At 69.0% G+C, this 26,457-nt stretch carries 24 protein-coding genes; 15 read left to right on the top strand and 9 right to left on the bottom strand.

The features are described 5' to 3' along the window. Window positions 1-38 precede the first annotated feature (38 nt). Window positions 39-1,526: an NAD(P)H-hydrate dehydratase gene (locus NMI01S_RS01220; protein ID WP_245716653.1), complete on the top strand. Its 1,488-nt coding sequence runs from the start codon at window positions 39-41 to the stop codon at window positions 1,524-1,526. 104 nt (window positions 1,527-1,630) lie between these two features. On the opposite strand, the gene NMI01S_RS01215 is transcribed toward NMI01S_RS01220, so the two are convergent. After that, window positions 1,631-2,449 (bottom strand): SDR family oxidoreductase, encoded by an 819-nt coding sequence (locus NMI01S_RS01215; RefSeq protein ID WP_062994184.1) that lies wholly within the window; start codon window positions 2,447-2,449, stop codon window positions 1,631-1,633. Between the two features lie 161 nt (window positions 2,450-2,610). Between NMI01S_RS01215 and alr the strand changes: the two genes are divergently transcribed. From alr to tsaD, 6 genes are all read left to right on the top strand, one after another. After that, window positions 2,611-3,753 carry an alanine racemase gene (gene alr / locus NMI01S_RS01210; protein ID WP_245716652.1) on the top strand — a complete coding sequence of 381 codons (1,143 nt, stop codon included), beginning with the start codon at window positions 2,611-2,613 and terminating at the stop codon, window positions 3,751-3,753. Continuing rightward, complete coding sequence (locus NMI01S_RS01205) at window positions 3,753-4,883, top strand: alpha/beta fold hydrolase (protein ID WP_062994182.1); 1,131 nt, start codon at window positions 3,753-3,755, stop codon at window positions 4,881-4,883. The genes alr and NMI01S_RS01205 overlap by 1 nt, the downstream gene beginning before the upstream one ends. Then, window positions 4,876-5,361 carry a tRNA (adenosine(37)-N6)-threonylcarbamoyltransferase complex ATPase subunit type 1 TsaE gene (tsaE, locus tag NMI01S_RS01200; protein WP_062994181.1) on the top strand — a complete coding sequence of 162 codons (486 nt, stop codon included), beginning with the start codon at window positions 4,876-4,878 and terminating at the stop codon, window positions 5,359-5,361. The genes NMI01S_RS01205 and tsaE overlap by 8 nt, the downstream gene beginning before the upstream one ends. A gap of 259 nt (window positions 5,362-5,620) precedes the next feature. Next, window positions 5,621-6,310, top strand: coding sequence for a tRNA (adenosine(37)-N6)-threonylcarbamoyltransferase complex dimerization subunit type 1 TsaB (tsaB, locus tag NMI01S_RS01195; RefSeq protein ID WP_062994180.1), 690 nt, complete (start codon window positions 5,621-5,623; stop codon window positions 6,308-6,310). After that, window positions 6,307-6,840, top strand: coding sequence for a ribosomal protein S18-alanine N-acetyltransferase (rimI, locus tag NMI01S_RS01190; RefSeq protein ID WP_062994179.1), 534 nt, complete (start codon window positions 6,307-6,309; stop codon window positions 6,838-6,840). Before tsaB ends, rimI begins: the two co-directional genes overlap by 4 nt. Next, a complete protein-coding gene (gene tsaD, locus NMI01S_RS01185) occupies window positions 6,837-7,871 on the top strand; it encodes a tRNA (adenosine(37)-N6)-threonylcarbamoyltransferase complex transferase subunit TsaD (RefSeq protein ID WP_062994178.1) in 1,035 nt (344 codons plus the stop codon). The genes rimI and tsaD overlap by 4 nt, the downstream gene beginning before the upstream one ends. 27 nt (window positions 7,872-7,898) lie before the next feature. Here the strand turns inward: tsaD and NMI01S_RS01180 are convergent, their stop codons facing one another. After that, window positions 7,899-9,485, bottom strand: coding sequence for a DUF7159 family protein (locus tag NMI01S_RS01180; RefSeq protein WP_157125996.1), 1,587 nt, complete (start codon window positions 9,483-9,485; stop codon window positions 7,899-7,901). A 690-nt stretch (window positions 9,486-10,175) separates the two neighbouring features. Between NMI01S_RS01180 and groES the strand changes: the two genes are divergently transcribed. Together groES and groL are read left to right on the top strand one after the other, a co-directional pair. Further along, complete coding sequence (gene groES, locus NMI01S_RS01175) at window positions 10,176-10,478, top strand: co-chaperone GroES (protein ID WP_030513506.1); 303 nt, start codon at window positions 10,176-10,178, stop codon at window positions 10,476-10,478. Between the two features lie 169 nt (window positions 10,479-10,647). Then, complete coding sequence (groL, locus tag NMI01S_RS01170) at window positions 10,648-12,255, top strand: chaperonin GroEL (protein WP_062994177.1); 1,608 nt, start codon at window positions 10,648-10,650, stop codon at window positions 12,253-12,255. A gap of 173 nt (window positions 12,256-12,428) precedes the next feature. On the opposite strand, the gene NMI01S_RS01165 is transcribed toward groL, so the two are convergent. From NMI01S_RS01165 to NMI01S_RS01155, 3 genes are all read right to left on the bottom strand, one after another. Then, window positions 12,429-12,737, bottom strand: coding sequence for an RskA family anti-sigma factor (locus tag NMI01S_RS01165; protein WP_245716651.1), 309 nt, complete (start codon window positions 12,735-12,737; stop codon window positions 12,429-12,431). A gap of 1 nt (window position 12,738) precedes the next feature. Further along, window positions 12,739-13,314, bottom strand: a complete 576-nt coding sequence (locus tag NMI01S_RS01160; protein ID WP_039776622.1) for a sigma-70 family RNA polymerase sigma factor — start codon at window positions 13,312-13,314, stop codon at window positions 12,739-12,741. Between the two features lie 420 nt (window positions 13,315-13,734). Next, window positions 13,735-14,028, bottom strand: a complete 294-nt coding sequence (locus tag NMI01S_RS01155) for a WhiB family transcriptional regulator (RefSeq protein ID WP_030513510.1) — start codon at window positions 14,026-14,028, stop codon at window positions 13,735-13,737. 647 nt (window positions 14,029-14,675) lie between these two features. Here NMI01S_RS01155 and NMI01S_RS01150 point away from each other — a divergent pair. The 3 genes from NMI01S_RS01150 (at window position 14,676) to NMI01S_RS01140 (ending at window position 17,467) form a co-directional block, all read left to right on the top strand. After that, a complete protein-coding gene (locus tag NMI01S_RS01150) occupies window positions 14,676-15,563 on the top strand; it encodes a hypothetical protein (protein ID WP_245716650.1) in 888 nt (295 codons plus the stop codon). 127 nt (window positions 15,564-15,690) lie between these two features. Further along, window positions 15,691-16,269, top strand: coding sequence for a sigma-70 family RNA polymerase sigma factor (locus NMI01S_RS01145; RefSeq protein WP_030513512.1), 579 nt, complete (start codon window positions 15,691-15,693; stop codon window positions 16,267-16,269). Next, window positions 16,262-17,467 (top strand): anti-sigma-D factor RsdA, encoded by a 1,206-nt coding sequence (locus NMI01S_RS01140; RefSeq protein WP_084512118.1) that lies wholly within the window; start codon window positions 16,262-16,264, stop codon window positions 17,465-17,467. The genes NMI01S_RS01145 and NMI01S_RS01140 overlap by 8 nt, the downstream gene beginning before the upstream one ends. A gap of 211 nt (window positions 17,468-17,678) precedes the next feature. Here NMI01S_RS01140 and NMI01S_RS01135 read toward each other — a convergent pair whose 3' ends face one another. Beyond that, on the bottom strand, window positions 17,679-18,092 hold the full coding sequence (locus NMI01S_RS01135; RefSeq protein WP_025347353.1) for a DUF5319 domain-containing protein: 414 nt from the start codon (window positions 18,090-18,092) through the stop codon (window positions 17,679-17,681). A 267-nt stretch (window positions 18,093-18,359) separates the two neighbouring features. Here NMI01S_RS01135 and guaB point away from each other — a divergent pair, with 267 nt between their 5' ends. Continuing rightward, window positions 18,360-19,904 (top strand): IMP dehydrogenase, encoded by a 1,545-nt coding sequence (gene guaB, locus NMI01S_RS01130; RefSeq protein ID WP_223273388.1) that lies wholly within the window; start codon window positions 18,360-18,362, stop codon window positions 19,902-19,904. 418 nt (window positions 19,905-20,322) lie between these two features. Then, window positions 20,323-21,492, top strand: a complete 1,170-nt coding sequence (locus NMI01S_RS01125; protein WP_062994175.1) for a GuaB3 family IMP dehydrogenase-related protein — start codon at window positions 20,323-20,325, stop codon at window positions 21,490-21,492. 21 nt (window positions 21,493-21,513) lie between these two features. On the opposite strand, the gene NMI01S_RS01120 is transcribed toward NMI01S_RS01125, so the two are convergent. Then, window positions 21,514-22,311 (bottom strand): alpha/beta fold hydrolase, encoded by a 798-nt coding sequence (locus NMI01S_RS01120; RefSeq protein ID WP_062994258.1) that lies wholly within the window; start codon window positions 22,309-22,311, stop codon window positions 21,514-21,516. 204 nt (window positions 22,312-22,515) lie between these two features. Here NMI01S_RS01120 and guaA point away from each other — a divergent pair, with 204 nt between their 5' ends. Further along, window positions 22,516-24,096: a glutamine-hydrolyzing GMP synthase gene (guaA, locus tag NMI01S_RS01115; RefSeq protein WP_439956214.1), complete on the top strand. Its 1,581-nt coding sequence runs from the start codon at window positions 22,516-22,518 to the stop codon at window positions 24,094-24,096. Between the two features lie 79 nt (window positions 24,097-24,175). Here guaA and NMI01S_RS01110 read toward each other — a convergent pair whose 3' ends face one another. Both NMI01S_RS01110 and NMI01S_RS01105 read right to left on the bottom strand, forming a co-directional pair. Continuing rightward, entirely contained in the window at window positions 24,176-24,397 is a 222-nt protein-coding gene (locus NMI01S_RS01110) for a hypothetical protein (RefSeq protein WP_062994174.1), read from the bottom strand. Further along, complete coding sequence (locus tag NMI01S_RS01105; RefSeq protein WP_062994173.1) at window positions 24,390-26,210, bottom strand: PspC domain-containing protein; 1,821 nt, start codon at window positions 26,208-26,210, stop codon at window positions 24,390-24,392. The genes NMI01S_RS01110 and NMI01S_RS01105 overlap by 8 nt, the downstream gene beginning before the upstream one ends. Between the last annotated feature and the right edge of the window lie 247 nt (window positions 26,211-26,457).

Below are 26,457 nucleotides of genomic sequence, written 5' to 3'. Positions count from 1 at the left end.
CGAGCGCGATTCCTACCGTGATCCCGACGAGGAGGCGAATGATGGCACCGGCCCTGCGGGGATACTTCACCGTCGACGAGGTGCGAACGGCCGAAGCCGAACTGTTCGAGCGGGTCGCCGCGGGGGTACCGATGCGCCGCGCCGCGTACGGATTGGCGAATGTGGTTGCGGCCGAACTGCGGGAACGGACCGGAGGTGTCGCCGGGCGGGCCGTGACTCTGCTCGTCGGGTCCGGGGACAACGGTGGCGATGCGCTCTGGGCGGGCGCCACGCTGCGCCGGCGCGGGGTGGCGGTGACGGCGGTGCTGTTGTCGCCCGAGCGCGCGCATGCGGAAGGGCTCGCGGCACTGCGCCGGGCGGGCGGGCGGATTCGCGAGGCCGACACCGGATCGGCCGCGGAACTGCTCGGCGCGCCGGACCTGGTGGTCGACGGGATCGTCGGCATCTCCGGCCGGGGTGCGCTGCGGCCGCGGGCCGCCGAACTGGTGGCGGCGGTCGAGGCGCCGATCGTCGCCGCCGATCTGCCGAGCGGTGTCGATCCGAATACCGGTGCGGTGGACGGCCCGGCGGTCCGGGCCGCGGTGACGGTGACCTTCGGTGCGTACAAACCGGTGCACGCGCTGGCCGCGCCCTGGTGTGGGCGAATCGAGCTGATCGACATCGGTTTACGGCTGCCCGCCCCGACCCTGGCCGCCTTGGAGCCGGTGTCGATCGGTCGCGACTGGCCGGTGCCCGGACCGCACGACGACAAGTACACCCAGGGTGTGACCGGAATCCACGCCGGCAGCGACACCTATCCCGGTGCCGCGGTGTTGTGCACCGGCGCCGCGGTGGCCGCGACCTCCGGCATGGTGCGTTACGCCGGGACCGCGGCCGCGCAAGTGCTCGCGCAGTTCCCGGAAGTCATCGCGGCCGAGAGTATTTCCGATACCGGCCGGGTGCAGTCCTGGGTGTTCGGGCCGGGGTCGGGCACCGGCGACGCGGCGCGCGAACGCCTGACGGACATCCTGGCCACCGATCTGCCGGTGGTGGTCGACGCCGACGGATTGACCCTGCTGGCCGCCACGCCGGAGCTCGTCTCCGGACGCGGCGCACCGACCGTATTGACCCCGCACGCAGGCGAATTCGCGCGTCTGACCGGCCGTGAACTCGGCCCCGACCGAGTGGCGGCGGTACGCGAACTCGCCGAGAAATGGCAGGTGACGGTCCTGTTGAAGGGGCGGTCCACGCTGGTCGCCACCCCCGGCGAGCCGACGCTCGTCAACGAGGCGGGCGGTTCCTGGCCCGCCACCGCAGGCGCCGGCGACGTCCTGTCCGGCGTCATCGGCGCCCTGCTGGCGGCGGGGCGGGAACCGGCGTGGGCGGCGGCGGCCGCCGCGCGCGTCCATGCTCTCGCCGCCAACCTCGCCGCTCACGCGAACGGTGATGCGGGAGCGCCCATTTCGGCTACTCCGCTGCTGCAGCACCTACGAGCCGCGGTGCGGACCTTGCGCAGTCTTGCCGAAAGCCGACCGGCGACCGGCTGATCCGCTCGCGCCGTGCACTTTCCGCCCCGAGGTGGTTCGGTGGCCGGGTGCCGAGAGCGAAGCGCCGGTTCGTACCGCCGGCGTCCCCTACGGTTCGTTCCGGATCAATCCCCCTGCGCCGCCAGCGTTACCGACTCCCATTCGCGCCAGGTCGAAAGCCGCGACTCGTAGTCGGCGGTGGCGATCCGCAGCGGCGCGGTACCCAGGAACAGGCGCAACGGCGGTTTGTCGGCGTCGACCACCGCCAGGATCGCCGACCGCGTTGCCGTCGGCTCGCCGGCCTGCTGGGCCGAACGGGTGCGATTGCGCGCCGCTCGCACCTCGTCGTATGCCGGGTTCTCCGCACTGTGTACCGATGACGGTCCGGCCCAATCGGTGCTGAACCCGCCCGGCTCGATCAAGGTGACGTGGATGCCGAAACCGGCGACCTCCTGCGCCAGCGACTGCGAGAACCCCTCGAGCGCCCACTTCGACGCGTGATAGGCGCCGAGATTCGGGAAGGCGCTGATCCCGCCGATACTCGATACCTGGATGATGTGCCCGCTGCCCTGCTCGCGCAGAATCGGCAGCGCCGCCTGGGTGACCCACAGCGCCCCGAAGACATTGGTCTCGAGCTGCGCGCGGATCTCGTCCTCGGTGAGTTCCTCGATCATGCCGAAATGGCCGTAACCGGCGTTGTTGACCACGACGTCCAGGCGGCCGAACCGCTGAGCCGCCTCGGCGACCGCCGCGAAATCGCCCGCGCGGTCGGTGACGTCCAGCCGCAGCGGCAGGAAGGTGTCGGGGTAGGCGGCGACGATGTCGTCGAGCGTCTCCGGCTTGCGCGCGGTTCCGGCGACCCGGTCGCCGCGTTCGAGGGCCGCGAGGGCCCATTCGCGACCGAATCCGCGCGAGACACCGGTGATGAACCAAACCTTGCTCATGAAACCCCTCTGGTGGATGGGTGGTGGCGGGCGGCGTATGCCCGCGTGAACCACGCTAACGAGCTGGAGTGCACTCCAAGCAAGGGTTGATCTCGACCCGATCCGAAGCCGGTCGGGCGCGCCGGGTGGCCGCGGCGCGGCGCGTGGCAGGATCGGTAGCCGTGAGTAGCGCTGATCCGCAGGTGGAGACCGTCGTCGATCTGGATGCCATCGCACACAACGTGCGGATACTGCGCGAACACGCGGGCGATGCCGCGGTGATGGTGGTGGTGAAGGCCGACGCCTACAACCACGGCGCGGTGCAGGTCGGCCGGGCGGCACTGGCCGCAGGCGCGGCCGAACTCGGGGTGACCACCATTCCCGAGGCGCTCGAGCTGCGCGCGGCCGGGATCACCGCGCCCATCCTCAGCTGGCTCAACACCTCCGACGCGGACTATGCCGCCGCGATTGCCGCCGACGTCGAGATCGGCGTGTCCTCGACCGCCCATCTGCGGGCGGTCGAGCGCGCGGCGCGGGCGAGCGGAACCACTGCGACCGTCACACTGAAGCTCGACACCGGCCTGAACCGCAACGGTGTCTCCTCCACGGAATACCCGCACGTGCTGGCGCTGCTGCAGGAGCTGGTCGCGGAGCAGGTGGTGCATCTGCGGGCGATGTTCTCCCATCTCGCCCACGCCGATCAGCCGCAGCATCCGGTCATCGATGTGCAGCGGGACAGATTCGTCGAGGCCATCGCGGTCGCCAAGGATTACGGGCTGCAGCCCGAGGTGGTCCACCTGGCCAACTCCGCGGCCACCCTCACCCGGCCCGATCTGGCGTTCGACATGGTGCGGCCCGGTATCGCCGTCTACGGCCTCAGTCCGATTCCGGAGATCTCCGACTTCGGCCTGCGTCCGGCCATGACCTTCGGGGCCCGGGTCGCCCTGGTCAAGCGGGTGGCGCAGGGGGAGGGCGTGTCCTACGGCCACGAGTGGATCGCGCCGCACGACACCACGGTGGCGCTCATCCCGGCGGGCTATGCCGACGGTGTGCCGCGCGGTCTGGGCGGCCGGATCGCACTGCGGATCGGGGATGCGGAGTATCCGAACATCGGCCGGGTATGTATGGATCAGCTGGTCGTGGACCTCGGCGAGAACCGGCAGGGAGTGCAGGAGGGCGACCACGCGGTGCTGTTCGGCGGGGCTCCCGGCGATCCGCACCCACAGCGGTGGGCGGAACTGATGAACACCATCCACTACGAGATCGTGTGTTCCCCCCGTGGCCGTGTCGTGCGAGGCTATACCGGACAGGCAGGGGTGGTGTGATGGAACCCGAACGGGCACATCGGTTTCGGAACGCGCGGCGGGTACGGTCCACACTGCTGCGGGGTGGGGTGGCATCCGCGAGCGTGCTGGGCGCACTGGCTGGTGCGCAGGCCCTGCGGCGAATGGGCGCCGCCGTCGCCTGGCCGGCCCGCGGTGACGATCTGCGCGACGAGGATTTCACGCTGCTGGACCGCGACCCCGCGCGCCGCGTGGTGGCCGACGACGGCGTGCCGCTGGCCGCCCGCGTCGTCGGCGCCGAGAATCCCTCCGCCACGGTCGTTTTCGTGCACGGATTCTGTAACAGCATGCACTCGTTCCACTTTCAGCGCCGCGATCTGGCGCGGCAGTGGGGCGAGCAGCTTCGCATGGTGTTCTTCGATCTGCGCGGGCACGGCAGCTCCGGCACGCCGAGCAGTGCGAGCTGCACGGTCGCGCAGCTGGGACGTGACCTGCTGCGGGTGATCGACGAGTGCGCCCCCGACGGGCCGCTGGTGCTCGTGGGGCATTCGATGGGCGGGATGGCGATTCTCGCGGCGGCCGCCCGGAATCCCCGATTGTTCGAGCGCCGTGTGCTGGCTTCCGCTCTGCTGTCCACCACCGCGGCCGGAGTGACCCGCGCCGGTGCGGCACAGCTGTTGCGCAGTCCGGCGATCGACGGGTTCCGGGTACTCGTCCACACCTCCCCGGCACTGGTGCAGGCGGGACGGGTCACGGCACGCCAGCTGATCACCCCGGTACTGCATGTCAGTTCGTTCCACGGCGACGTCAGTCCCACACTGTCGCGATTCACCACCTCGATGATCGATCGGACACCGGTCGAGACCATCGTGAAATTCCTCGAAGCACTACAGGTTCACGACGAATCGGCGGCACTGCCGGTGCTCGCACCGCAGCCGGCGCTGGTCGTCGGCGGCGACCACGACCTGATCATCCCGTTCCGTAATTCGCGTGAACTCGCCGCCCGGCTCCCGGACGCCGATCTGATCCGGGTCACCGACGCCGCGCATATGGTGCATCTGCAGTATCCCGAGTTGATCAACGCCGCGCTGGAGCGATTGCTGTTGCGCGCGGGCGTCTTCGGCGGCTCATCCGTCGAATTCGGCGCGGGCCGGGAGGCGAGCAATGGCTGAGCGTCGCGACAGCGCACCGGACGATCAGGGCGCGGCCGAGCGCCGGGAGCTGCCCACGGTCGCCGATACCGAGGCGCTGGGCCGGGAGCTGGCGGCCGAGCTGCGGCCCGGGGATCTGGTGGTGCTCGACGGTCCACTCGGCGCGGGGAAGACCGCGCTGACCCGGGGGATCGCGGCCGGGCTCGGGGTCGAGGGACGGGTCAGCTCACCGACCTTCATCATCGCGCGGCAGCATCGCGCCGGCGCGGCGCCGGGGTCGATACCGCTGGTGCACGTCGACGCCTACCGGCTGGGCGGTGATCTCGACGAGCTGGACGCCCTGGATCTCGATGCCGATCTGCACGAGTCGGTCGTGGTGGTGGAATGGGGGCTCGGGGTGGTCGAACATCTCGCGGACCGTCATCTGCGGGTGCGGCTGCATCGGGAAGCGGAATCGGAGACGCGCACCGCCACCTGGGAGTGGGTCGGACAGTACTGATCGGTTGTGATGCTCGCCACCGACGCCGATCGGGCGAATCCGCGGCAGCGCGCAATCCGGCCCGCCCGGCCGCGCGGCGCCGCATCGGCGTCCCGGCAGTCGTTGCGGCACTTGGTCGTTGACGACCCCCACGCGGGCGCCTCGTCGCGACGTGCGCACCTCCCGCGCGCAGCGGTTTGCGGTGCGGTTGCGACATGCGGATACGCCGACGGCGCTGATGGCATACGGGAGGTGACCAACCGGTATCGTTGAGGCAATCATGCTTGTACTTGCTGTCGACACCGCGACGCCTGCCGTTACAGCAGGACTGGTGGAACTGGAGCAGGCCGCCACACAGCCGCAGGTCCGCACTCTCGCCTCCCGGGTGACCGTGGACGCGCGCGCCCACAACGAGGTGCTCACCCCGCAGATCCTGGCCTGCCTCGAGGAGACCGACCGCACACGCACCGATATCGGGGCGGTCGTGGTGGGTATCGGCCCCGGCCCGTTCACCGGCCTGCGAGTCGGTATGGCGACCGCCGCCGCCTTCGGCGACGCCCTGGGCCTGCCGGTGCACGGCGTCTGCAGTCTCGACGCCATCGCCGCGGAGGCGTGGGCCGAGGTGCCGGGCGGTCAGGACGAGAGTTCCGGCGCCGAACTGCTCGTGGTGACCGACGCCCGCCGTCGCGAGGTGTACTGGGCGCGGTATCGCCGCAGCGGGCGCGTCGACGGCCCGGGCGTGTGCAAACCCGTCGATCTCGATTCCGGGGACGCGACCGCGATCGCCGGATCGGCCTCGCACGTGGACTTTTTCGATCTTCCGGTGTTGCCGGTGGAGACCCCGTCGCCCGCGGGGCTGGTGCGATGCGCGGCCCACGACATCCTCGCGCGCGCGACCCCGGAGCCGCTGGTACCGCTGTATCTGCGCCGGCCCGATGCGGTCGAACGCAGCTATCAGGCGGTGCGATGAGTACCGAATCCTCGCCGGTGGTCCATATCGAACCGATGGGCCCGGCCGATATCGCGCGCTGCGTCGAACTGGAACTGCTGCTGTTCCCGGAGGACGACCCCTGGCCGGACGTGGCCTTCCGCTCGGAGCTGGCCGGCTCGCACAATCGCTATCTGGTGGCGCGTGACGATGCCGGGCGCCTGCTCGGGTACGCGGGCATCGCGCTGCTGGGCACGCTCGACCATCCCGAGGCCGAGATCCACACCATCGGTGTCGATCCGGACGTGCACCGCGGGGGAATCGGGACCGTGCTGTTGCGCGCGTTGCTGGCCGAGGCCGGTCGGCGCGGTGGACCGGTCTTCCTCGAGGTGCGGACCGACAATGCGCCGGCCATCGCGCTCTACGAGAAGCACGGCTTCCACATCATCGGCCTGCGTAAGAGCTACTACCAGCCGAGCGGCGCCGACGCGTTCACCATGCGCCGCCCGGCGATGACCGGATTCCCGCACCCGGGCGCCGAGCGCGCCCACGACTCCGAGGTCCTGTCATGATCGTCCTGGGTGTCGAAAGTTCCTGTGACGAAACCGGTGTCGGCATCGTGCGCCGCCATCCGGACGGCACCTGCGAACTCCTCGCCGACGAGGTGGCCTCCAGCGTCGACCAGCACGCGCGGTTCGGTGGAGTGGTTCCCGAGATCGCCTCGCGCGCCCATCTCGAGGCCATCGTGCCCGCCATGCGGCGTGCCCTGTCGACGGCGGGGATCGCCAAGCCGGATGCGCTGGCCGTCACCATCGGGCCGGGCCTGGCCGGCGCGCTGCTGGTGGGCGTGGCGGCCGCGAAAGCCTATGCGGCGGCCTGGGATATCCCGCTGTTCGCCTTGAACCATCTCGGCGGGCATGTCGCCGTCGACACCCTCGAACACGGTCCGATGCCGCCGTGCGTGGCCCTGCTGGTCTCCGGCGGGCACACCCATCTGCTGCACGTGACCGATCTCGCCGAGCCGATCGTCGAAATGGGCAGCACCGTCGACGATGCCGCCGGCGAGGCGTTCGACAAGGTGGCGCGGCTGCTGGATCTCGGCTTCCCTGGTGGCCCGGCGCTGGATGCCGCCGCGGCCCACGGTGATCCGGCCGCGATCGCGTTCCCGCGCGGGATGACCGGGCCGCGTGATCCGCGGTACGACTTCTCCTTCTCCGGGCTCAAGACCGCCGTCGCCCGCTATGTCGAGGCGGCCCAGCGCGACGGGACCGAACTGCCGATCCCCGATATCGCGGCCTCGTTTCAGGAGGCCGTGGCCGATGTGCTGACCATGAAGGCCGTGCGGGCGGCGCAGGATGTCGATGTGGACACGCTCGTGCTCGGGGGCGGCGCGACCGCCAACTCCCGGATCCGGTCGATGGCCGAAGAGCGGTGCGCGGCCGCCGGTCTGACTCTGCGGGTGCCGAAGCCGCGCTTGTGTACCGACAACGGCGTCATGATCGCCACCCTGGGCGCTCACGTGATCGCGGGCGGCGCGGAACCGTCACCGTTGACGGTCGCGACCGACCCGGGACTTTCGGTGTCCACCAGCCAGATTCGCTGACGCCGTCCCGAAGAGGATGGTGTCGACTCAATCCTGCGGCTGCACGGTCGCCGTGCCGGGCGCTGCCGACCGCCCGGACGGAATCGGATCACCCGGCTCGGTGGGCTGGGCCGGGTCCGAATCCGCGGATCCGGAACTCGAACGCGGCAGCACCGGAACCCGGGTGCTGCCCGGCTTGGTCGGCGCGGCGCCCGGCGTCGGGGTGTTCGGTGTGCTCGTGCCGGGCGTAACCGGTTGCGGTGTGGTGGTTCCCAGCAGCGGACCGAGCAGATGAGGCAGGTTGGGCGGCAGCGGAATCTGCGGCAGATTCGGATCCGGCCGCAGTACCGGCGCGCTGGTGGTCGGCGTGACCGGCGGGACCTGATCGGCATTGGACGTCGGCAGCGAACTGCCCGGCGATGTGCCGGGTGCCGAACTGCCCGGCTGGGTGCTGCTCGCCGGCGGATGTTCGGTCCGGCTCTGCCCGGTGCCGTCCGTCGGTGTGCCCGCGGGCGTGGGGGTCGAGGGTGGTGTGGTCAGCCGAGTATCGGTCGTACCCGCCGGAGTCACGTCCTGATGGGCGGTCGGTACGAGTTCCTTGACGCCGTAGCCGACCACGAGACCGACCACCACGACCGCACCGACGAGGGTGCCGATCACTTTGGTGAAGGTTCCGGCCGAACCGTCGCTCCCCAGGGCGATCGGGGAGAAGGTCGAGGGCTGGGCCGAATCGGCCACCAGCGCCGCACCTTTCGCGGTGACCGCCTCCGGCTCCGGAACCGAGACCACCGGGATGTCGAGCAGTGCGTCGAGCCCCTCGACCAACGAGGCGATGTTGGCGCCGCCGCCGATGATCGCCACCGCCTCCGGGACTTTCGGCGCGCGTGCGAAGACCGCGCGAGCGTAGTCGGCCGCCTCGTGCAGCAGATCGGCGATCAGTTCGGCGAAATCGGCGCGGGTCAGCTTCAGCGCCTGCCCGGCGACGTGGTCGATGGTCACCGCCGGGGCGATGGACAGATGCTCCTTGGCCGCCCGGCTGCGATTGATCAGCATGTTCCGGTTCGGCCGGGTGCCGCGGCGGGCGAAATGGCAGTCCAGCAGGTGGTGGTAGATCAGCTCGTCCACCGCGGAGCCACTGATCGCCTCGGTGCGTTCGGAACGCAGCACGGTGTCCTCGGCCAGATCGGCCACGGTGACCGTCGTACCGGAGGCGCCGAGGTCGATCACCGCCACCGTCTCGTAGCGGTCGAGCAGGCCGGTATCGCGCAAATAGGTCAGTGCCGCAGTACTTTCGGGGATGAGCTGCACATCCCGGCGCTGCCGGCCGATCGCGGCGCGAATCGCCATCGCCTGCTCGCGATCGCGGTAGGCGACCGCGATGGCGCCGGCCGGGACGGGCTGGGTCTGCGGCGCCGAGGCGCCGGGCGAGTGCGTGCCGACGCGGTGCAGATAGTCGCGGGGCATCTGCGTGGTCATCAGTTCGATCGACGAGGCGACCAGATCACCCGGATCGGAATGTGCCACATCCGCCGACACGACGCGGTAGTCGAAACTCTGGGCCCCGTTGGGCGCGGTGGCGACGACGGCCGAGCAGACGACCTCGTTCCCGGCGGAGATACCGAGGGATGTTCGCATGTTCACCTCCCTTCTCGAGCTGGTCGAGCGGACGGCCATGGTGGAACCGACCATCTCGAACGGACAACAGGGGCATCCGCTGTGCGGCGAATGCTCCGCGCGCGGATCGGGACGGGTCTTCCTCCGTCGGGGAGGCGGTCCGGTGAGGCGCCATACCGTCAGGCTGTCGGTCCCATCAGGTGCGATCCGTTTTCAGGGTCGGGACCGGCCGTCGATCACGTGCGGTCTTGTTCTCGTCTCAGGTGTGCGCGAGGTTGTCGCGCGATTGGTGAAGCGGTTGTACTTGTCGGATCGCGTGACGGCTACGGCCGATGGGCACGCCGTAACGACACAGCTGTCGTACGACATGACCGATCACGGAACCGTCTTACATACTGTCACAATCCGTTATCCGAACGTTACAGATTTTTCGGATCAATTGCCACGCCCTCGGGCGTGTCGCGAAGTCAGCACTGCCCACCCTTGAGCGCTGGCACTCTCGTGTATAGAGTGCTAGTCGGCACTGGTTGTGCTCAGGTGCCAGCTCGACTTTGGGCAAGGGTCCCGGCACCCGCGACGACGGGGCTGTGCGCAGGGTCGGCACGGCGGTAGTGGTAAGGCTCCACGAACGCCGCATCAACACCGTGACCAAACCGTGAGTCCGGGGAACAGCCCCGGACGACCGAATCCCCTGAAAGTGGAGGGCTCAACGTGGCGAGCGTGAACATCAAGCCGCTCGAGGACAAGATCCTCGTCCAGGCCAACGAGGCCGAGACGACGACCGCCTCCGGCCTGGTCATCCCCGACACGGCGAAGGAGAAGCCCCAGGAGGGCACCGTCGTCGCCGTAGGACCCGGCCGGTGGGACGAGGACGGCGAGAAGCGCATTCCGCTGGATGTCAAGGAAGGCGACGTCGTCATCTACAGCAAGTACGGCGGCACCGAGATCAAGTACAACGGCGAGGAGTACCTGATCCTGTCGGCGCGCGACCTGCTGGCCGTCGTCGACAAGTGATGACCGACCGATGACCCTCGCGGCCGTCGCGATTCGGATCGCACCGTAACGACCACTGCCCCGGTGCCCCACGCATGGGCCCCGGGGCAGTGATCGTTGTGACTCCCGCTTCCCGGCCGCGGGTCGTCGCAGGCCCGTCCACCACTCCCACCCCAAGGACATCTCAACCATGGCAAAGCAGATCGAGTTCGACGAGAAGGCTCGTCGGGCAATGGAACGCGGCGTCGACAAGCTGGCCGACGCCGTCAAGGTCACCCTCGGCCCGCGCGGCCGGCACGTGGTGCTGGCCAAGGCGTTCGGCGGCCCCACCGTCACCAACGACGGCGTCACCATCGCACGCGACATCGACCTCGAGGATCCCTTCGAGAACCTCGGCGCGCAGCTGGTCAAGAGCGTCGCCACCAAGACCAACGACGTCGCCGGCGACGGCACCACCACCGCCACCGTGCTGGCCCAGGCCCTCATCAAGGGCGGTCTCAAGAACCTCGCCGCCGGCGCCAACCCGATCGGCCTCGGCGTCGGCATGAGCAAGGCCGCCGACGTCGTCTCCGAGGCGCTGCTGGCCGCCGCTCAGCCGGTCTCCGGCGAGAAGGCCATCGCCCAGGTCGCCACCGTCTCCTCGCGTGACGAGGAGATCGGCGAGATGGTCGGCAAGGCGCTGACGACGGTCGGCAAGGACGGCGTCGTCACCGTGGAGGAGTCCTCCACGGTCAGCACCGACCTGGAGATCACCGAGGGCGTGCAGTTCGACAAGGGCTACCTGTCGGGCTACTTCGTCACCGATCACGACAAGCAGGAAGCCGTCCTCGAGGACGTCCAGGTGCTGCTGCACCGGGAGAAGATCAGCTCGCTGCCCGACTTCCTGCCGCTGCTCGAGAAGATCGCCGAATCCGGCAAGCCGGTGCTGATCATCGCCGAGGACGTCGAGGGCGAGGCGCTGTCCACCCTGGTCGTCAACGCCATCCGCAAGACCCTCAAGGTCGTCGCGGTCAAGGCGCCGTTCTTCGGTGACCGCCGCAAGGCGTTCCTCGACGACCTGGCCGTTGTCACCGGTGGCACCGTGATCAACCCCGACCTCGGCATCAGCCTGCGCGAGGCCGGTCTGGACCTGCTCGGCCACGCCCGCCGCGTGGTCGTCACCAAGGACGAGACCACCATCGTCGACGGCGCCGGCACCCAGGAGGCCATCGACGCGCGCGTCGCGCAGCTGCGCGGCGAGATCGAGGCCACCGACTCCGACTGGGACCGCGAGAAGCTGGAGGAGCGGCTGGCCAAGCTGTCCGGCGGCGTCGCGGTCATCAAGGTCGGCGCGGCCACCGAAACCGCGCTCAAGGAGCGCAAGTACCGGGTCGAGGACGCGGTCAGCGCGGCCAAGGCCGCGGTCGAGGAGGGCATCGTCTCCGGTGGTGGAACCGCGCTGGTGCAGGCGGCCACCAAGCTGGTCGAACTGCGCGACTCGCTGACCGGTGACCAGGCCATCGGCGTCGAGGTCGTGCGGCAGGCGCTGCGGGCACCGCTGTACTGGATCGCCACCAACGCCGGGATCGACGGTGCGGTCGTGGTCAGCAAGGTCAGCGAGGGCAAGGACGGCTTCAACGCCGCCACCCTGACCTACGGCGACCTGATCACCGACGGCGTCGTCGACCCGGTCAAGGTCACCCGTTCCGCGGTCCTCAACGCCACCTCCGTGGCGCGGATGGTGCTCACCACCGAAAGCGCCGTGGTCGAGAAGCCGGCCGCGGAAGAGGCCGACGACCACCACGGTCACGCGCACTGACCCTTCGGCCTCCGCTTCGCTCCGGCGGGGTCGGGCTGGGCCGAAGTCTCGGTGACGGGAGCCTGTGCAACCGCAACGGCCCGTTCACGTTCGAAACGTGAACGGGCCGTTGGCGTTGTGGAGAGGCCGTCGCGAGTGGCTGTCCAGCTGGAGCGTGGTGTCTACCCGGAGGCTCAGTTGAGGGAGGTAGGGCCGGCTTCCTCGCCGTTGCGGTGAGCCGGTGGGCGAATGTGTGGTGCGGCGGGGGCGTGATCGTCGGCGATCGCGGCCAGGAGCCGGGTGCGGAGGGTGGCGGGTGGCTGGACGGCCGACGCCGAGGCGAACAGGGTAAGAGCTTCTCTGGTCAGTTGCACTTCCGTGTCGAAGTCCGCGCGCAGTACCGGATCGCCGGAGTCGAACAGCTCCTGCACCGCGCGCTGGTCCTCGTCGCCGATCGATCCGAGCGCGACCGTATGCGCGAGATCGATCTGGCTCTCGTTCATCTCACGTCACTCCCAAACTCTTCTTCAGTCGTGTCAATCCGTCCCGAATCCGGGACTTGACGGTCGGTAACCCTACTCCGAGGTAAGTCGCCACCTCGGCATATGTCCGGCCGCCGAAATACGCCAGCGAGATCGCCTCGCGCTGGGTTTCGGTGAGGGTGGCAAGGCTCTCGCGTACGGCCTGTTGTTCGAGTCGGCGGCCGACTTCCTCGGTGACCTCGTCGAATTCGTTGCCGAGAGTCGCGGCGCCGTAGGTGACCTCACGCTGGGCGTGCGCCTGTTCGGCACGGACGCGGTCGACGGCGCGCCGATGCGCGAGCGTCATCAGCCAGGTCACCGCCGAACCCTTGGCCGGGTCGAAATTGGCTGCGGTACGCCAGATCTGGAGGTAGACCTCCTGGGTCGTCTCCTCCGCGTAACCGGAATCGTGGAGGACACGCAGCACCAATCCGAATACCCGGGCGCTCGTGCGGTCGTACAGCTCGGCGAATGCTTGCCGATCGGACCGTCCGCAGCGCTCCAGAAGTGCCGCCAGCTCGATACTTTCGCTTGCGCGTGCCGTGATCGCAGAGTCCACACTCGGTGTGGCCACCCGACCGTCCCCGATGGATCCTTGGAACGAGTCGCCCTCTGCGGCCGGCGGCCGCGTTGTCACAACGCTCCATTCTGTGTCATCGGCCACTACCGTAGCGCGCCGCTATGACCTCCTTCCAGGTGGGGTGCGTCGAGCAACGCACCTGTGGCCCAGCGGATTTCGCGCATAAAACGACACGCCGAGGAGTGTATGAAGACACGCCGTGACACGCCGATGACTTTCACGAAACGCTGAGGCTTGGGTGCGGCTGCTGGTCAACATGCGGCAGGCGAATCGGCGGTGGCCGAGAACCTGCGCTGTACCGGTGTCGCCGGCCACGTTCAGTGGCCGGGTGTTTGCTAGGTATTCGGCGCCCCAGCTGGTTCGGATCGGTGCGGTGCGACCGAATTTCGCGTGCGCCGGTCAGACGGCCATCCGGCGGCGATTGCGCCGGGCGTGAAGCTCGCGTTCGGTCTCCGACATGCCGCCCCAGATGCCGTACGGCTCGCTGACCTTCAGGGCGTGGCTGCGGCACTGCATGAGCACCGGGCAGGTCCGGCAGATCTCCTTGGCGCGCAACTCCCGCTGGGTGCGCGCGCGTCCGCGCTCGCCGTCGGGATGGAAGAAGACGGAGGAGTCCACACCGCGGCAGGAGCCGCGCATCTGCCAATCCCAGATGTCGGCGTTGGGACCGGGGAGGTGGGTGGGCATGGGCATGGTGAACTCCTCATGGTGCGAGCTCGTCGGCGTTGTCGAGCGGTGCTTGTCAGCAGCGGTCTGTCCGGACCCTGGGCGGGGGCGACAGTGACCTCGCCGAGATCGGGCTCGGACCGTATCGCCGATCTCCGGCGATCGCAGTACGCGGTCGCCGCAATTTCGCACGGCGCCGACGACGGCGATGAAGTACGTTAGGTCGCGCAGTGAAATCACGTCAATAGATACGTCGACAGTGATCGCAATTCCGGCAGATCTCAGATTTAACCTGCATGCTGTTTACTTTCCGGACCGGGAAAGCGATACTGACCGGTTGACTTGTTTCGCCAGTATTGCGACGTGTCCGTAGATTCTCGCATTTTCCCAGTTCACGCCGTGCTTAGCGGAAGAAATGACCTGTTGTACTTGCCAACGCTGGGGAGTGTGATATGTGATGTGGCACACTGGCCCCGGTGGCACGGAAGAAGTCCGGATGGCCGAGCCGGGGCGGGCAGGTTAATAATCCGAAAAGCATGCGAATTTCACTTCGGTGCGCCGGCGGTTAGCTCGTTGCAGATTTACGTGATGGAAACATGGTGTCGCCGATTTTTCGCTGAGAAATAGCCCGTGCGCGGCGTGGGGCACCGCAGTCCTCCGGATAAGGTGCGCTGGTGTTGGATTTGTCCCCGCGAGTCGGCGGGTTGCTGGACTCCGGGAGCGCGGCCGTACTGGTCGACGCGGCGTTCGGCGGCCGCCCCGGGATCGCGCCCGCGGATCTTCCCGCCGCCACCGACCCCGCCGAAACGTGGCTGCGGGCGGTCGTCCTCGGTGGTCAAGGGCGATACGCGGCGGCGCGCACCGAATTGCTCCGGGCTGCCCGGCTGACCAGGGATCCGATACTCGGCTCGCTCGTGGCCTCCACCGAGGCGTCGTTGCTGCGTCAACTCGGCTGGCATGCGCGCGCGGCGATTCTGGACGGGCGCGCGGCGGCGCTGGTCGTGAACCTGCCGGTGGGGAAGGCGGCCGATTCGATGTGTGCCGCGGCGGTCTGCGACGCGCTCACCGGATTGGCCGCGGACGCGCTCGGAACCGGGCAGCCCCAGGTGTCCGCGCGATTGCTGCGGCGCTGTCGCGACGAACTCGATCGGGTACCCGCGGATCTGCGAACGCTGGTGCGCTGGCATTGGGTCAGCGCCGAAACCGCCCTCGCCGCACCCCGTACGGGACTGGTCGCCGAGCCTGCCCTGGCTCACGCCGAGGCGGCTGTGGCGGCCGCCGAGCGGATGGGATCGGTTCGGCATCAAGTGAAGTCGCGGCTGCTGGTGGCCGCCGCGGCCGCGGGCGACGGTGACATCGATCGCAGCCGCGCCGTGGCCGAGCTGGTCGATTCCGACTGCGCCGCACACGGATTGCTGCCGTTGCGATGGGCCGCCGCGATGTTGCGGGCCGGGGTCTGCGAGCCGGAGCCCGCCCGCCGCGCTGCCGCGGAATCGGGTGCGTACGCGCAGATCCTGGCTGGTCGGGGCGGTCGGCTGCGGCTCGGTCCGGAAACCGGGTGAGCAGTGATCCCCCATGTTGTCCGACTCACATAGCTGAGCCGCTATTGTTGGTTCCGTTCCACCGACCGGTGGAAGCACCGGTCGAAATCCGGCCGTGCCACTTGTAACGCCAGGAATATCTCTGACGATGACGCACTCGGGCGAGGAGTTGGACGCCGCCGTAGCTGCTGCAGCTCAGGGCGACCGTTCCGCTTTAGCCCAGGTACTGGAAATCATCCGCCCGCTGGTAGTTCGCTATTGCCGTGCGCGGATCGGTTCCGCGGAGCGTGGGCAGCTCTCCGCGGACGACGTGGCGCAGGAGGTCTGCTTGGCTGTGATGACAGCCCTGCCGCGTTACCAGGACCAGGGGCGGCCGTTCATGGCTTTCGTGTACGGAATCGCCTCGCACAAGGTCGCCGACGCTCATCGCAACGCCGCCCGTAACAAGGCGGACGCGATGGCCGAAGTACCAGATGTCATATCCACCGACCAGGGGCCGGAGCAGCGCGCTCTCGAATCCGAAACGAGCCGGCAGATGAACAGTCTGCTGGCCACGCTACCGGAGAAGCATCGAGAGATCCTGATCCTGCGTTTGGTCATGGGTTTGTCAGCAGAAGAAACTGCTGTCGCCGTGGGCAGTACGGCGGGAGCTATACGAGTGGCTCAGCATCGGGCGCTCGCGAAACTCAAGTCACAAGTGGCGAGGGCAGGTGAAATGTATGGCTAGGGATGGCGAGCGCGGTCGGGGCGACTGGAAGGCGCGGCTTGGATCGCCGAACAGCGGTCCCTATGCCGAGGCATCCGGGGAGTCCGGTGATTCCGGGCCGGTGGATATCGCGGCGGTACGCCGCGACGATGCGCTGATCGACGCCATCGCCGGCGACGGTCCCGTCGCGACCGACAGTGCCGAGGAGTATCAACTCGCGAGCCTGCTCGCGAATTGGCGGGCCGATATCGTCGAGACTCCGATGCCGGCCGGTCCCGATCTGGACGCCGTGGTAGCGGCCATCAACCAGGAGATCGGAGCGCGGGAGGCGAGGGTCAACGCCCATCGCCGCGGCAGGCTGCGACTGGTACGCCCGCTGATGGGTGCCGCGGCCGCGGTCGCGGTGATCGCGGGCGGGACGACGGCGTTCTCCTACGGCGCGCAGCCGGGTGATCCGTTGTGGCGGGTGAAGGAGGTCGTGTTCAGCCAGCAGGCGCAGACCACGATCGCCCAGCGCGCCGACGACGATATGGCCAAGGCGCAGACGCTGATCGACCAGGGGCATCCGGAACAGGCCAAGGCACTGTTGGAGAGCGCTTCCACCAACACGACCCAGGTCGACGACAATTCGCGCAAGCAGGATCTGCAGCTGCGCTGGCAGCATCTGCTGGATCAGCTGAAGACGACCGCACCCGCGGTGGCCGCCGCGCTGGAGTCGCTGGAGCCGAAGGCCAGTACGACGCCGACCACTCCGACCGTGGTCGCGCCGACGACGCCGGGACAGTCCACCAACCCGGGCCAGCACGAGGGCAGCGGTTCCAAGCAGAACACTCCGGGACCGGAGATCATGCGCAGCCAGACCGCGCCCGAAACGGGAGCGAACGGTTCGGTACCGGGTACGCCGGGCACCGAGCCGGGGAGTGGTTCCAAGCCGCCGACGCAACAGCAGCAGCAACCACCGACGACTGCCGAGCCGCCGACGCACGAGCAGCCGCCGACACAGCAGCAGCCGCCGACCAACGAGCAGCCACCCACTCAGGAACTGCCGCCGACGAATCAGCCCACCGCCAATTCGCCGACCACCATCGGTGGAGGGGCGGTGGTTCCGCCGACGCAGCCGCAGCAGCAGACCGTCGCCCCGGTCCGCCCGTCGGTGCCCTCGGCGCCGACCGTGGTGGTGCCGCCGGCCGGTGGGGGATTGCACACCGGCGTCGGCTAGAGCGACATATCCGGCTGTACGACATATCCGATACGAGAACCGATCGCCGATTCCGGCGGTCGGATTCGTGTTTTCCGGGGTAGATGTGCGCGCCGAAAGACTCGGCAGAAGTTCCGCAGAAGTAAAGACGCGGCAGAAGTGCGAAAAGTCACACGCCGGACGTGCGCGCGGCTGTGCCGGCGCGAGCACTACGCGGCTGTGGCGGAACGTGTCAGGCGTCGAAGCCGTCGAATCCGTCGCCGTGCAGAGCTTCGTTCATCGAGGCATCCGCGTATCCGCGGCAGTAGTCCCACGTCACGTAGGCCTCCGGCGTCGGATCGTAGGCGGGCTCGTGCGGGCGGACCGTGCCGTCGACCAGCAGTTGCAGCAGGTTGGCGCGCAGCATGTCCCAATCGTGGTAGTGGTCCTGCCGGCAATCCTCACAGCTCACCACGAGACCGCGGATGCCCCGATGGGACAGCAGCGCCTCGTACACCGCGAGATCGGCGAGATCCTCTTCGACCGCTAGGCGCTCATGGGGGTCCAGCGGCTCCCCAGGCTCAATGGCATCGAGCGCGGCCGACGGGTCGGAGGGATCTCCGGCGAAGGGGTCCGGCGGCAGGCCAGGTGGTAGATGGTCACGCACAATCCCACGGTACGCAGAACCACCCCCTCCGCGCCAGCGCTGAAGGCATTTTGACGCGCTTGTTGCGCGGCTGTCACCCTCGTCCACCACTGTGTCGGAGGCGACGAGGTCGCCCCCGCAGGCGGCCGATACCATGGATACACAGGCGCCGGGTAGCACGCTTCGGCTCCACCATCCATCAGCTGTTCTCGATCGGTACCGAGGTCCCCGGAATGCCGGGCCGGAGTGCCGTATCGGTGCTTTCGAGGTCCAGGAGGGGTCGATCAGATGAGTAGTCCCGTGATGGGCGAACGAGCCGTCCGCCCGCATACGGGTGGTGACGATCCGAACAAGATCGCCATGCTCGGCCTCACGTTCGACGACGTGCTGTTGCTGCCGGCCGCTTCCGATCTGATCCCCAGCTCGGTCGAGACCTCCAGCCGGCTGACCCGCGAGATCACGCTGCGCACTCCGCTGGTGAGTTCGGCGATGGATACCGTCACCGAGGCGCGGATGGCGATCGCCATGGCCCGCGCCGGCGGTATGGGCGTGTTGCATCGCAATCTGTCGGCCGCCGATCAGGCCGCCCAGGTGGAGACGGTGAAGCGGTCCGAGGCCGGAATGGTCACCGACCCGGTCACCTGCCGCCCGTCCGACACCCTCGCCGAGGTCGACGCGATGTGTGCGCGGTTCCGCATCTCGGGTCTGCCCGTGGTGGACGAGACCGGTGCGCTGGTCGGCATCATCACCAACCGCGACATGCGTTTCGAGGTCGATCAGAACCGCCGGGTCGCCGATGTGATGACCAAGGCGCCGCTGATCACCGCGCAGGAGGGTGTCACGGCCGAGGCCGCGCTCGGCCTGTTGCGCCGGCACAAGATCGAGAAGCTCCCGATCGTCGACGGCAACGGCCGGCTGCGCGGGCTGATCACCGTCAAGGACTTCGTCAAGACCGACCAGTACCCGAACGCGACCAAGGACCGCGACGGCCGTCTGCTGGTCGGCGCGGCGGTGGGTGTCGGTGAGGACTCCTGGTCGCGCGCGATGAGCCTGGCCGACGCCGGGGTCGACGTGCTGATCGTCGATACCGCGCACGGCCATCAGGCCCAGGTGCTGCAGATGGTCGCCAAGGTCAAGAACGAGGTCGGCGACCGGATCCAGGTCGTCGGCGGCAATATCGCCACCCGCGAGGGTGCGGCGGCACTGGTCGAGGCCGGCGCCGACGCGGTCAAGGTGGGTGTCGGGCCCGGCTCGATCTGCACCACCCGCGTGGTCGCCGGCGTCGGCGCCCCGCAGATCACCGCGATTCTCGAGGCCGTGGCCGCGTGCCGCGCCGCCGACGTGCCGGTGATCGCCGACGGCGGCATCCAGTTCTCCGGCGATGTCGCCAAGGCCATCGCCGCCGGCGCGTCGACGGTCATGCTCGGCTCGCTGCTCGCCGGTACCGCCGAATCCCCGGGCGAACTGATCCTGGTGGGCGGCAAGCAGTTCAAGAGCTATCGCGGCATGGGTTCGCTGGGCGCCATGCAGGGACGCGGACAGGGCAAGTCCTATTCCAAGGACCGCTACTTCCAGGACGACGTGCTGGCCGAGGACAAGCTGGTGCCCGAGGGCATCGAGGGCCGGGTGCCTTTCCGCGGTCCGGTGAACCAGGTCATCCACCAGTTGGTGGGCGGTCTGCGCGCGGCCATGGGCTACACCGGTTCGCAGTCGATCTCCGACCTGCAGCAGGCGCAGTTCGTGCAGATCACCGCGGCGGGCCTCAAGGAGAGCCACCCGCACGACATCACCATGACGGTCGAGGCCCCGAACTACACCGGCCGCGGCAAGTAGGAGCCGGAGCGAGGGGCGACGACGAAGTTCCTGCCCCCGCGCTCGGTGCACGCCGTCGTCGCGGCGGCTTTCCGGACATCGGGAGGCCCCCGCGGATCGGGTCCGCCAGTCGGGATTCGCATCGGAAAGTCGGCCGCTGTGCCGGGATAGCGGAAGTGCCTCGGAGACAAGGCGTGTCGGCGGGATGAGCCGGCCCCCTGCGGTCCATCAGATACCGGTCGGTCGTGTCGATGGGTGACCACGCCCGGCCGGTCCCCATGCCTGCCGTCCGACACGGACCGCCCCCGGCGTATGGCGTACGCCGGGAACTGGGAGGATGGACGCGCGTCGGCGTGAGATCGCCGCGACGTCGTGACGCCGGCGCGCGCAAGTTCGTCGCACACACGGGCGTGGCAGCACACACTAAGGAGAGACATCAGTGCGGGACATGGTCGAGATCGGGATGGGTCGGACCGCCCGGCGTACCTATGAGCTGGACGATGTCGACATCGTCCCCTCGCGGCGCACCCGGTCGTCGAAGCAGGTGTCGCTGGCATGGCAGCTGGATGCCTACCGATTCGACATCCCCGTGGTCGCGCATCCGACCGATGCGCTGGTGTCGCCGGAATTCGCGATCGAACTGGGTCGCCTCGGCGGACTGGGCGTCATCAACGGCGAGGGCCTGTGGGCGCGGCACGCCGATGTGAGCGCGCGCATCGAGCAATTGGTCGAGGTCGCCGAGCACAAGGGGCCCGAGGCCGCCGTCGAACTGCTGCAGGAACTGCACGCCGCGCCGATGCAGCCCGATCTGCTGGCCGCCGCCGTCGCGCAAGTGCGCGCCGCGGGGGTGACGGTCGCGGTGCGGGTGAGCCCGCAGAACGCGCGCGCTCTGACTCCGAGTCTGGTGCAGGCCGGCATCGACCTGCTGGTCGTCCACGGCACCATCATCTCCGCCGAGCACGTCGGCGGCGCGAGCGCGGTGCCGGCGGAAGACTCCGGCTCGTCGGTGGAACCGCTGAACCTGAAGACCTTCATCGCCGAACTGGACGTGCCGGTCGTGGCCGGTGGCGTCAGCGATCACCGCACCGCCCTGCATCTGATGCGCACCGGCGCCGCCGGCGTGATCGTCGGGTACGGGTCGATGCCCGGCGCCACCACCACCGGTGAGGTGCTCGGTATCGGTGTCCCGATGGCGACCGCGATCGCCGATGCCGCCGCCGCTCGCCGTGACTACCTCGACGAAACCGGCGGTCGCTACGTCCACGTGATCGCCGACGGTGACATCGTCTCCTCCGGCCAGCTGGCCAAGGCCATCGCCTGCGGTGCGGATGCGGCGATGCTGGGGGTGCCGCTGGCGCTGGCGCAGGACGCGCCCGGCCGCGGCTGGTACTGGCCCTCGGCGGCCGCGCATCCGTCGGTGCCGCGCGGCGCACTGCTGCAGTTCGCCGAGCCGGACGAGCAGCCCACCCTGGAGAAGGTGCTCTACGGACCGTCCAGCGATCCGTGGGGGTCGGTGAATCTGGTTGGCGGCCTGCGTCGTTCGATGGCCAAGGCCGGATACTGCGATCTGAAGGAATTCCAGCGGGTCGGCCTCAGCGTGCGGGCCTGAGTTCGCGCGCCGTGACCCGGATCAGTTGAGCCGGGTCAGCACCTCCCCGCGCAGGAAGTCGCGAATCGCGGCGTTGACCTGCGCGGGGTGGGTCATGTTGACCGCCTGCCGGGCACCCTCGATCTCGCAGAATCGCGATCTGACCAGTCGCCGTGCCATTTCCAGCGCGTGTGCGCGCGGGATGCCGGCCCGCGTGGGGTGGATGACCAGTGCGGGACAGGTGATTTCACCCAGCCGATCCAGAATCGAGTCGCGGGCCAGCAGGCATCCGGCCGCGACCTCGAGTTCGTGGGGGTCGCGCGCCAGCCATCGCTTGGTCCAAACCGACCGATACCAGGCGTCGTCGCCGATCAGCCAGTGCGCCATGTGCTCGGCGAGAGCGTGCCGGATATTCGGCTCCCGCCAGCGGTCCAGGAAGCGGCGCGAGGTCGCGAGTTCCTGCGGGGTAGGGCTGTGCGCCTCGGTGGAGATCAGAATCAGCGCGGCCACCCGTTCGGGCGCGAGCAGCGCGGTGCGCATGGCGCTGAACCCGCCCTGTGAAGTGCCGCCGACCACCGCGCGTTCGACGCCGAGCTGATCCAGCACGGTCAGTGCGTCGCGGGCCGCCGTCCAATAGGTGAAGGGCAGTCCCTCGTCGCGGGTGCGTCCGTGTCCGCGCGCATCCCAGGTGACGATGCGGAACTCCGGCGACAGCGCGGCCGCCTGCGAGGCGAACATCGTTCGGTCCATGAAGAATTCGTGCCCCAGTAGCACCACGGGACCACGACCGCCGGAATCCTCGTAATGGATTTCGGCATCGATCGCGCGGGCGAATGGCACGAGCACGAGGATAGCGGTCGCCGACTACTGCTGCTCCGCCTTCGCGATCGTCGCGGAGGCCGGCGAGCATGGATATGCGTTGGCGGATAGGCCGTTTCGGACATCGGTCGATACGACCGGCGTCGAACCGGGGAGTGGGGGCGGTCACGGCCGCGAGTGGCAGGCTCGCCCGCCCTCGAGGTGCGCCGATGCGCTCACTAAACTGTGCGGGTGGCAGAAACCCAGCGACCAGTTCTCGTCGTCGACTTCGGGGCGCAGTACGCGCAGTTGATCGCGCGGCGCGTGCGCGAATCCAGTGTCTACTCGGAAGTGGTACCGCATACCGCGACCGTGGAGGAGATCGCCGATCGGCAGCCGCTGGCGGTGATCCTGTCCGGCGGCCCGTCCAGCGTGTACGCCGAGGGCGCGCCGCAGCTCGATCCGCGGCTGTTCGACCTCGACATCCCGGTCTTCGGCATCTGCTACGGATTCCAGGCGATGGCGCAGGCGCTCGGCGGCACGGTCGCGCACACCGGCACCCGCGAGTACGGCCGCACCGAACTGAACATCGACGGCGGCGTACTGCACGGCGGACTGCCGACGGTGCAACCGGTGTGGATGAGCCACGGCGACGCGGTCACCGATGCCCCGGCCGGTTTCGAGGTCACGGGGACGACGGCCGGTGCGCCGGTCGCCGCCTTCGAAGATCGCGCCCGGCGGCTGGCCGGGGTGCAGTACCACCCCGAGGTGCTGCATTCGCCGCACGGCCAGCAGGTGCTGAGCCGGTTCCTGCACGAAATCGCCGGCATCCCGGCGGCGTGGACCCCGGCCAATATCGCCGACGCGCTGGTCGAGCAGGTGCGTGAGCAGATCGGCGACGGGCACGCGATCTGCGGGCTGTCCGGCGGAGTGGATTCCGCGGTGGCGGCCGCGCTGGTCCAGCGCGCCATCGGCGACCGGCTGACCTGTGTGTTCGTCGATCACGGCCTGCTGCGGGCCGGTGAGCGCGAGCAGGTGCAGCGCGACTTCGTCGCCGCGACCGGGGCCAAGTTGGTGACCGTCGACGCGGTGGACAAGTTCCTCGGTGAGCTGAAGGGCGTCACCGATCCGGAGGAGAAGCGCAAGATCATCGGCCGGGAGTTCATCCGCTCCTTCGAGGATGCGGTCGCCGAGGTCGTGAAGTCCACCGGCGAGGACGAGGGTCACGGCCCCGCGGTCGAATATCTGGTGCAGGGCACCCTGTACCCGGATGTGGTGGAGTCCGGCGGCGGTTCCGGCACCGCCAACATCAAGAGCCACCACAATGTCGGCGGCCTGCCCGAGGATCTGGAATTCGAGCTGGTCGAGCCGCTGCGACTGCTGTTCAAGGACGAGGTTCGCGCGGTCGGGCGCGAGGTCGGGCTGCCCGAGGACATCGTTGCGCGCCAGCCGTTCCCGGGCCCCGGTTTGGCGATCCGGATCATCGGCGAGGTCACCCCGGACCGGCTGGAAACCCTGCGGCAGGCCGACGCGATCGCCCGTGAGGAGCTGACCGCCGCCGGTCTGGACGGGCAGATCTGGCAGTGCCCGGTGGTCCTGCTGGCCGATGTGCGCAGTGTCGGCGTGCAGGGCGACGGGCGCACCTACGGCCATCCGATCGTGCTGCGGCCGGTGTCGAGTGAAGACGCCATGACCGCGGACTGGACCCGCCTGCCCTACGAGGTGCTCGAACGCATCTCCACCCGCATCACCAACGAGGTGGCCGAGGTCAACCGCGTGGTGCTCGATGTGACGAGCAAGCCGCCGGGCACCATCGAATGGGAATGAGGGGCTGTCTCGACGGATAGCGGAGAAGGGGCCTTCCAGCGTCGGCTGGCAGGCCCCTTTTTCCCTCGTGTCCGGGAGGCTATTTCTTTCGTCGCGGTGAGATCACCAGGGCGATGCCCACGACCACCGCGACACCCACCACGATCCAGCCCAGCGGGACCGCACTGTGGAAGGGCCACGACGTGGGGCCGATGAAGGCCCAGACACTGACCAGCAGGGCGAGTATTCCGGCCAGCAGCAGCGAGAACGACGGTCCGCGCCGACTGTCGGTCCGAGTGTCGGCCGTTTCGTTGTCAGCCACGTTTCACCTCCGCGTTTCCGGCGTGGACATCGATGTCGAGAGTGAGAATCGGCCCGTCGGCCGGTCCGGTGGGCCCCTGCGGACAGGACACGTCGCCCATGCTGGCGTTGCAGGTGGCGTGCAGGCGCATCGATTCCGGCACCAGCACCCGGAAGTCGCCCATCTGCACATTCACGTGGACCGTGCGATTCTCGGTCAGGGGCAGTTGGCGCAGGTCGAGGGTGCCCGAGCCCATGGTGATCTTGTATTCCGAAGCCAGATCGGCGGCCGTGGCCGGGGTCCAGACGTGGTCGCCCATGGCCCCGCGATCGAATTCGACCGGGCCGACCATCGAGGCGAGGATGACGAATCCGGCCAGCGGCGCGAGCACCACCATCAAGCCGTAACCGCGACGCAGGAAGGCTCCCACGAGCAGACCGAGGCCGACCACCGCCAGGGCGACCGCGCCGATTCGCGCGGGTGTCATCCAGTCCGCCCCCGCCGCGGCCACCGCGCCCGCGGCCGCTGCCGCCAAGACGGCCAGGCCGATCACCACCGGGGTGAGCCGGGACCGCGGCCGCTGTGCGGGGACGACGGCGACCGGGCGTTCCTGCGTGGGGGTGGGCAGATCCCAGGCCATCGGCGCCACGCCGAGCGGATCCCAGCCTGCCGGAGTGGGGCCGATATGCGCCGGGTCCGGGATCGGGCGGGTGCCGATCGGGCGCGGGCCGGGGGGAGGTGTCGGGGTGGGACGGGCGCTTCCGCCGGGGCCCGACGAATCACCCGGGTCGGACTCGTCCTCGGCCGTGCGCTCGTCGGAGGCTGCCGCCGCTTCGGATTCGACGGCGAGCGGCCGGGTCATCGCGACCGTGGGGCGATCGTCGGCCGGCATCTCGCCCGTGGTCGTCTCACCGGAGGGCGAACCCGATTCGGCGGCAACGGATTCGGAAGTGCCGGAATCGGCCGCGGACGTGGAACGGGCCGGTCGGTCGCGTGCCTCTTCCGTCGGAACGCCTTCGGCCGCGATGCTTTCGGTCGCTTCGTCGGCTGAGGTCGCAGTGTCCGGCGAGTCGGCGCGTGCGTCGTCCGGGTGAGTGTCCGGGCCCACCGCGGCCGGATCGATCCGCAGTGGGGCCGTGGCGGCTGCGCCGATCGGTTCGGTTGCCGTCGAGGCGTTGTCGTTCGCTGGTGGTGTGGCCATGGCCGGAACCTGGCTGCCCGCAACACCGTTCGGCTCCGGTTCGTAGCGGTCGGGAAGTTTGGTGAACGGCCCGTACTGACTTCCGCTCCACGGCGATCCACCCGGGAAGCTCGCTCCCGGATATCCCGTCGCCGCGATACCGCCCTCGGCCGGCAGCGGATACGAGCCGTCGAACGGTGGTTCCGGCTGCCGCATGTAGAGCAACCACCAACCGGCCACCATCAGGGCGAAACTGATCACCCCCGAGCCGCCGAGTCCGACTCCCACCGGACCCATCGTGGTGACCGCGATCGCCAGGGCGACGATCAGGACGATGGTCTTGGTGGACGATTGCGAACTGTGTCCGCGGCTGATCAGGCCCTCCGCGGGTGATACCGCATCACCCGCCGGGGGCAGCAGCAACCATGCCGCCAGATACAACACGATGCCCGCACCACCGAAGATCGTCGACACCACGAACGCGACCCGGATCAGTACCGGGTCCACGCCGTAACGACGGCCGAATCCGGACGCCACGCCGGCGACCGGGCTCTGTCCCGGCAGCCGTGTCGGACGCGTCCGCCACAGGTGCTGGAGCTGTTCGCTGAATCCCGTCCGGCTCGTGCCGCCGGTCCCGCCGCTCGCTGTGGTCATAGCTCAATGGTGGCCGTGAGCAGTATCGAATGGCATCGGGGTTCACCCTGAAAACGAACCTGAACTACATCTTGATGGGATCGCCCAGGAGCATGCCGGTCCCGCTGTCGCCGGAAGTGACGGCATTGATCGTCGTGCAGGGCTGGACGGTGCGCCGGTCCGCCGCGATATTTCACGGTCCCGGATACGCCACTCAGAGCAGGGTCGGATCCGCGAAGACGGCGCCGTTCCCGTCGATGAGACGGCG

The organism is Nocardia mikamii NBRC 108933, from assembly GCF_001613505.1.
Taxonomy (GTDB): Bacteria; Actinomycetota; Actinomycetes; order Mycobacteriales; family Mycobacteriaceae; genus Nocardia; species Nocardia mikamii.
Note: the sequence above shows the minus strand (reverse complement) of the source record. Positions and strands in the feature narration are given on the sequence as shown.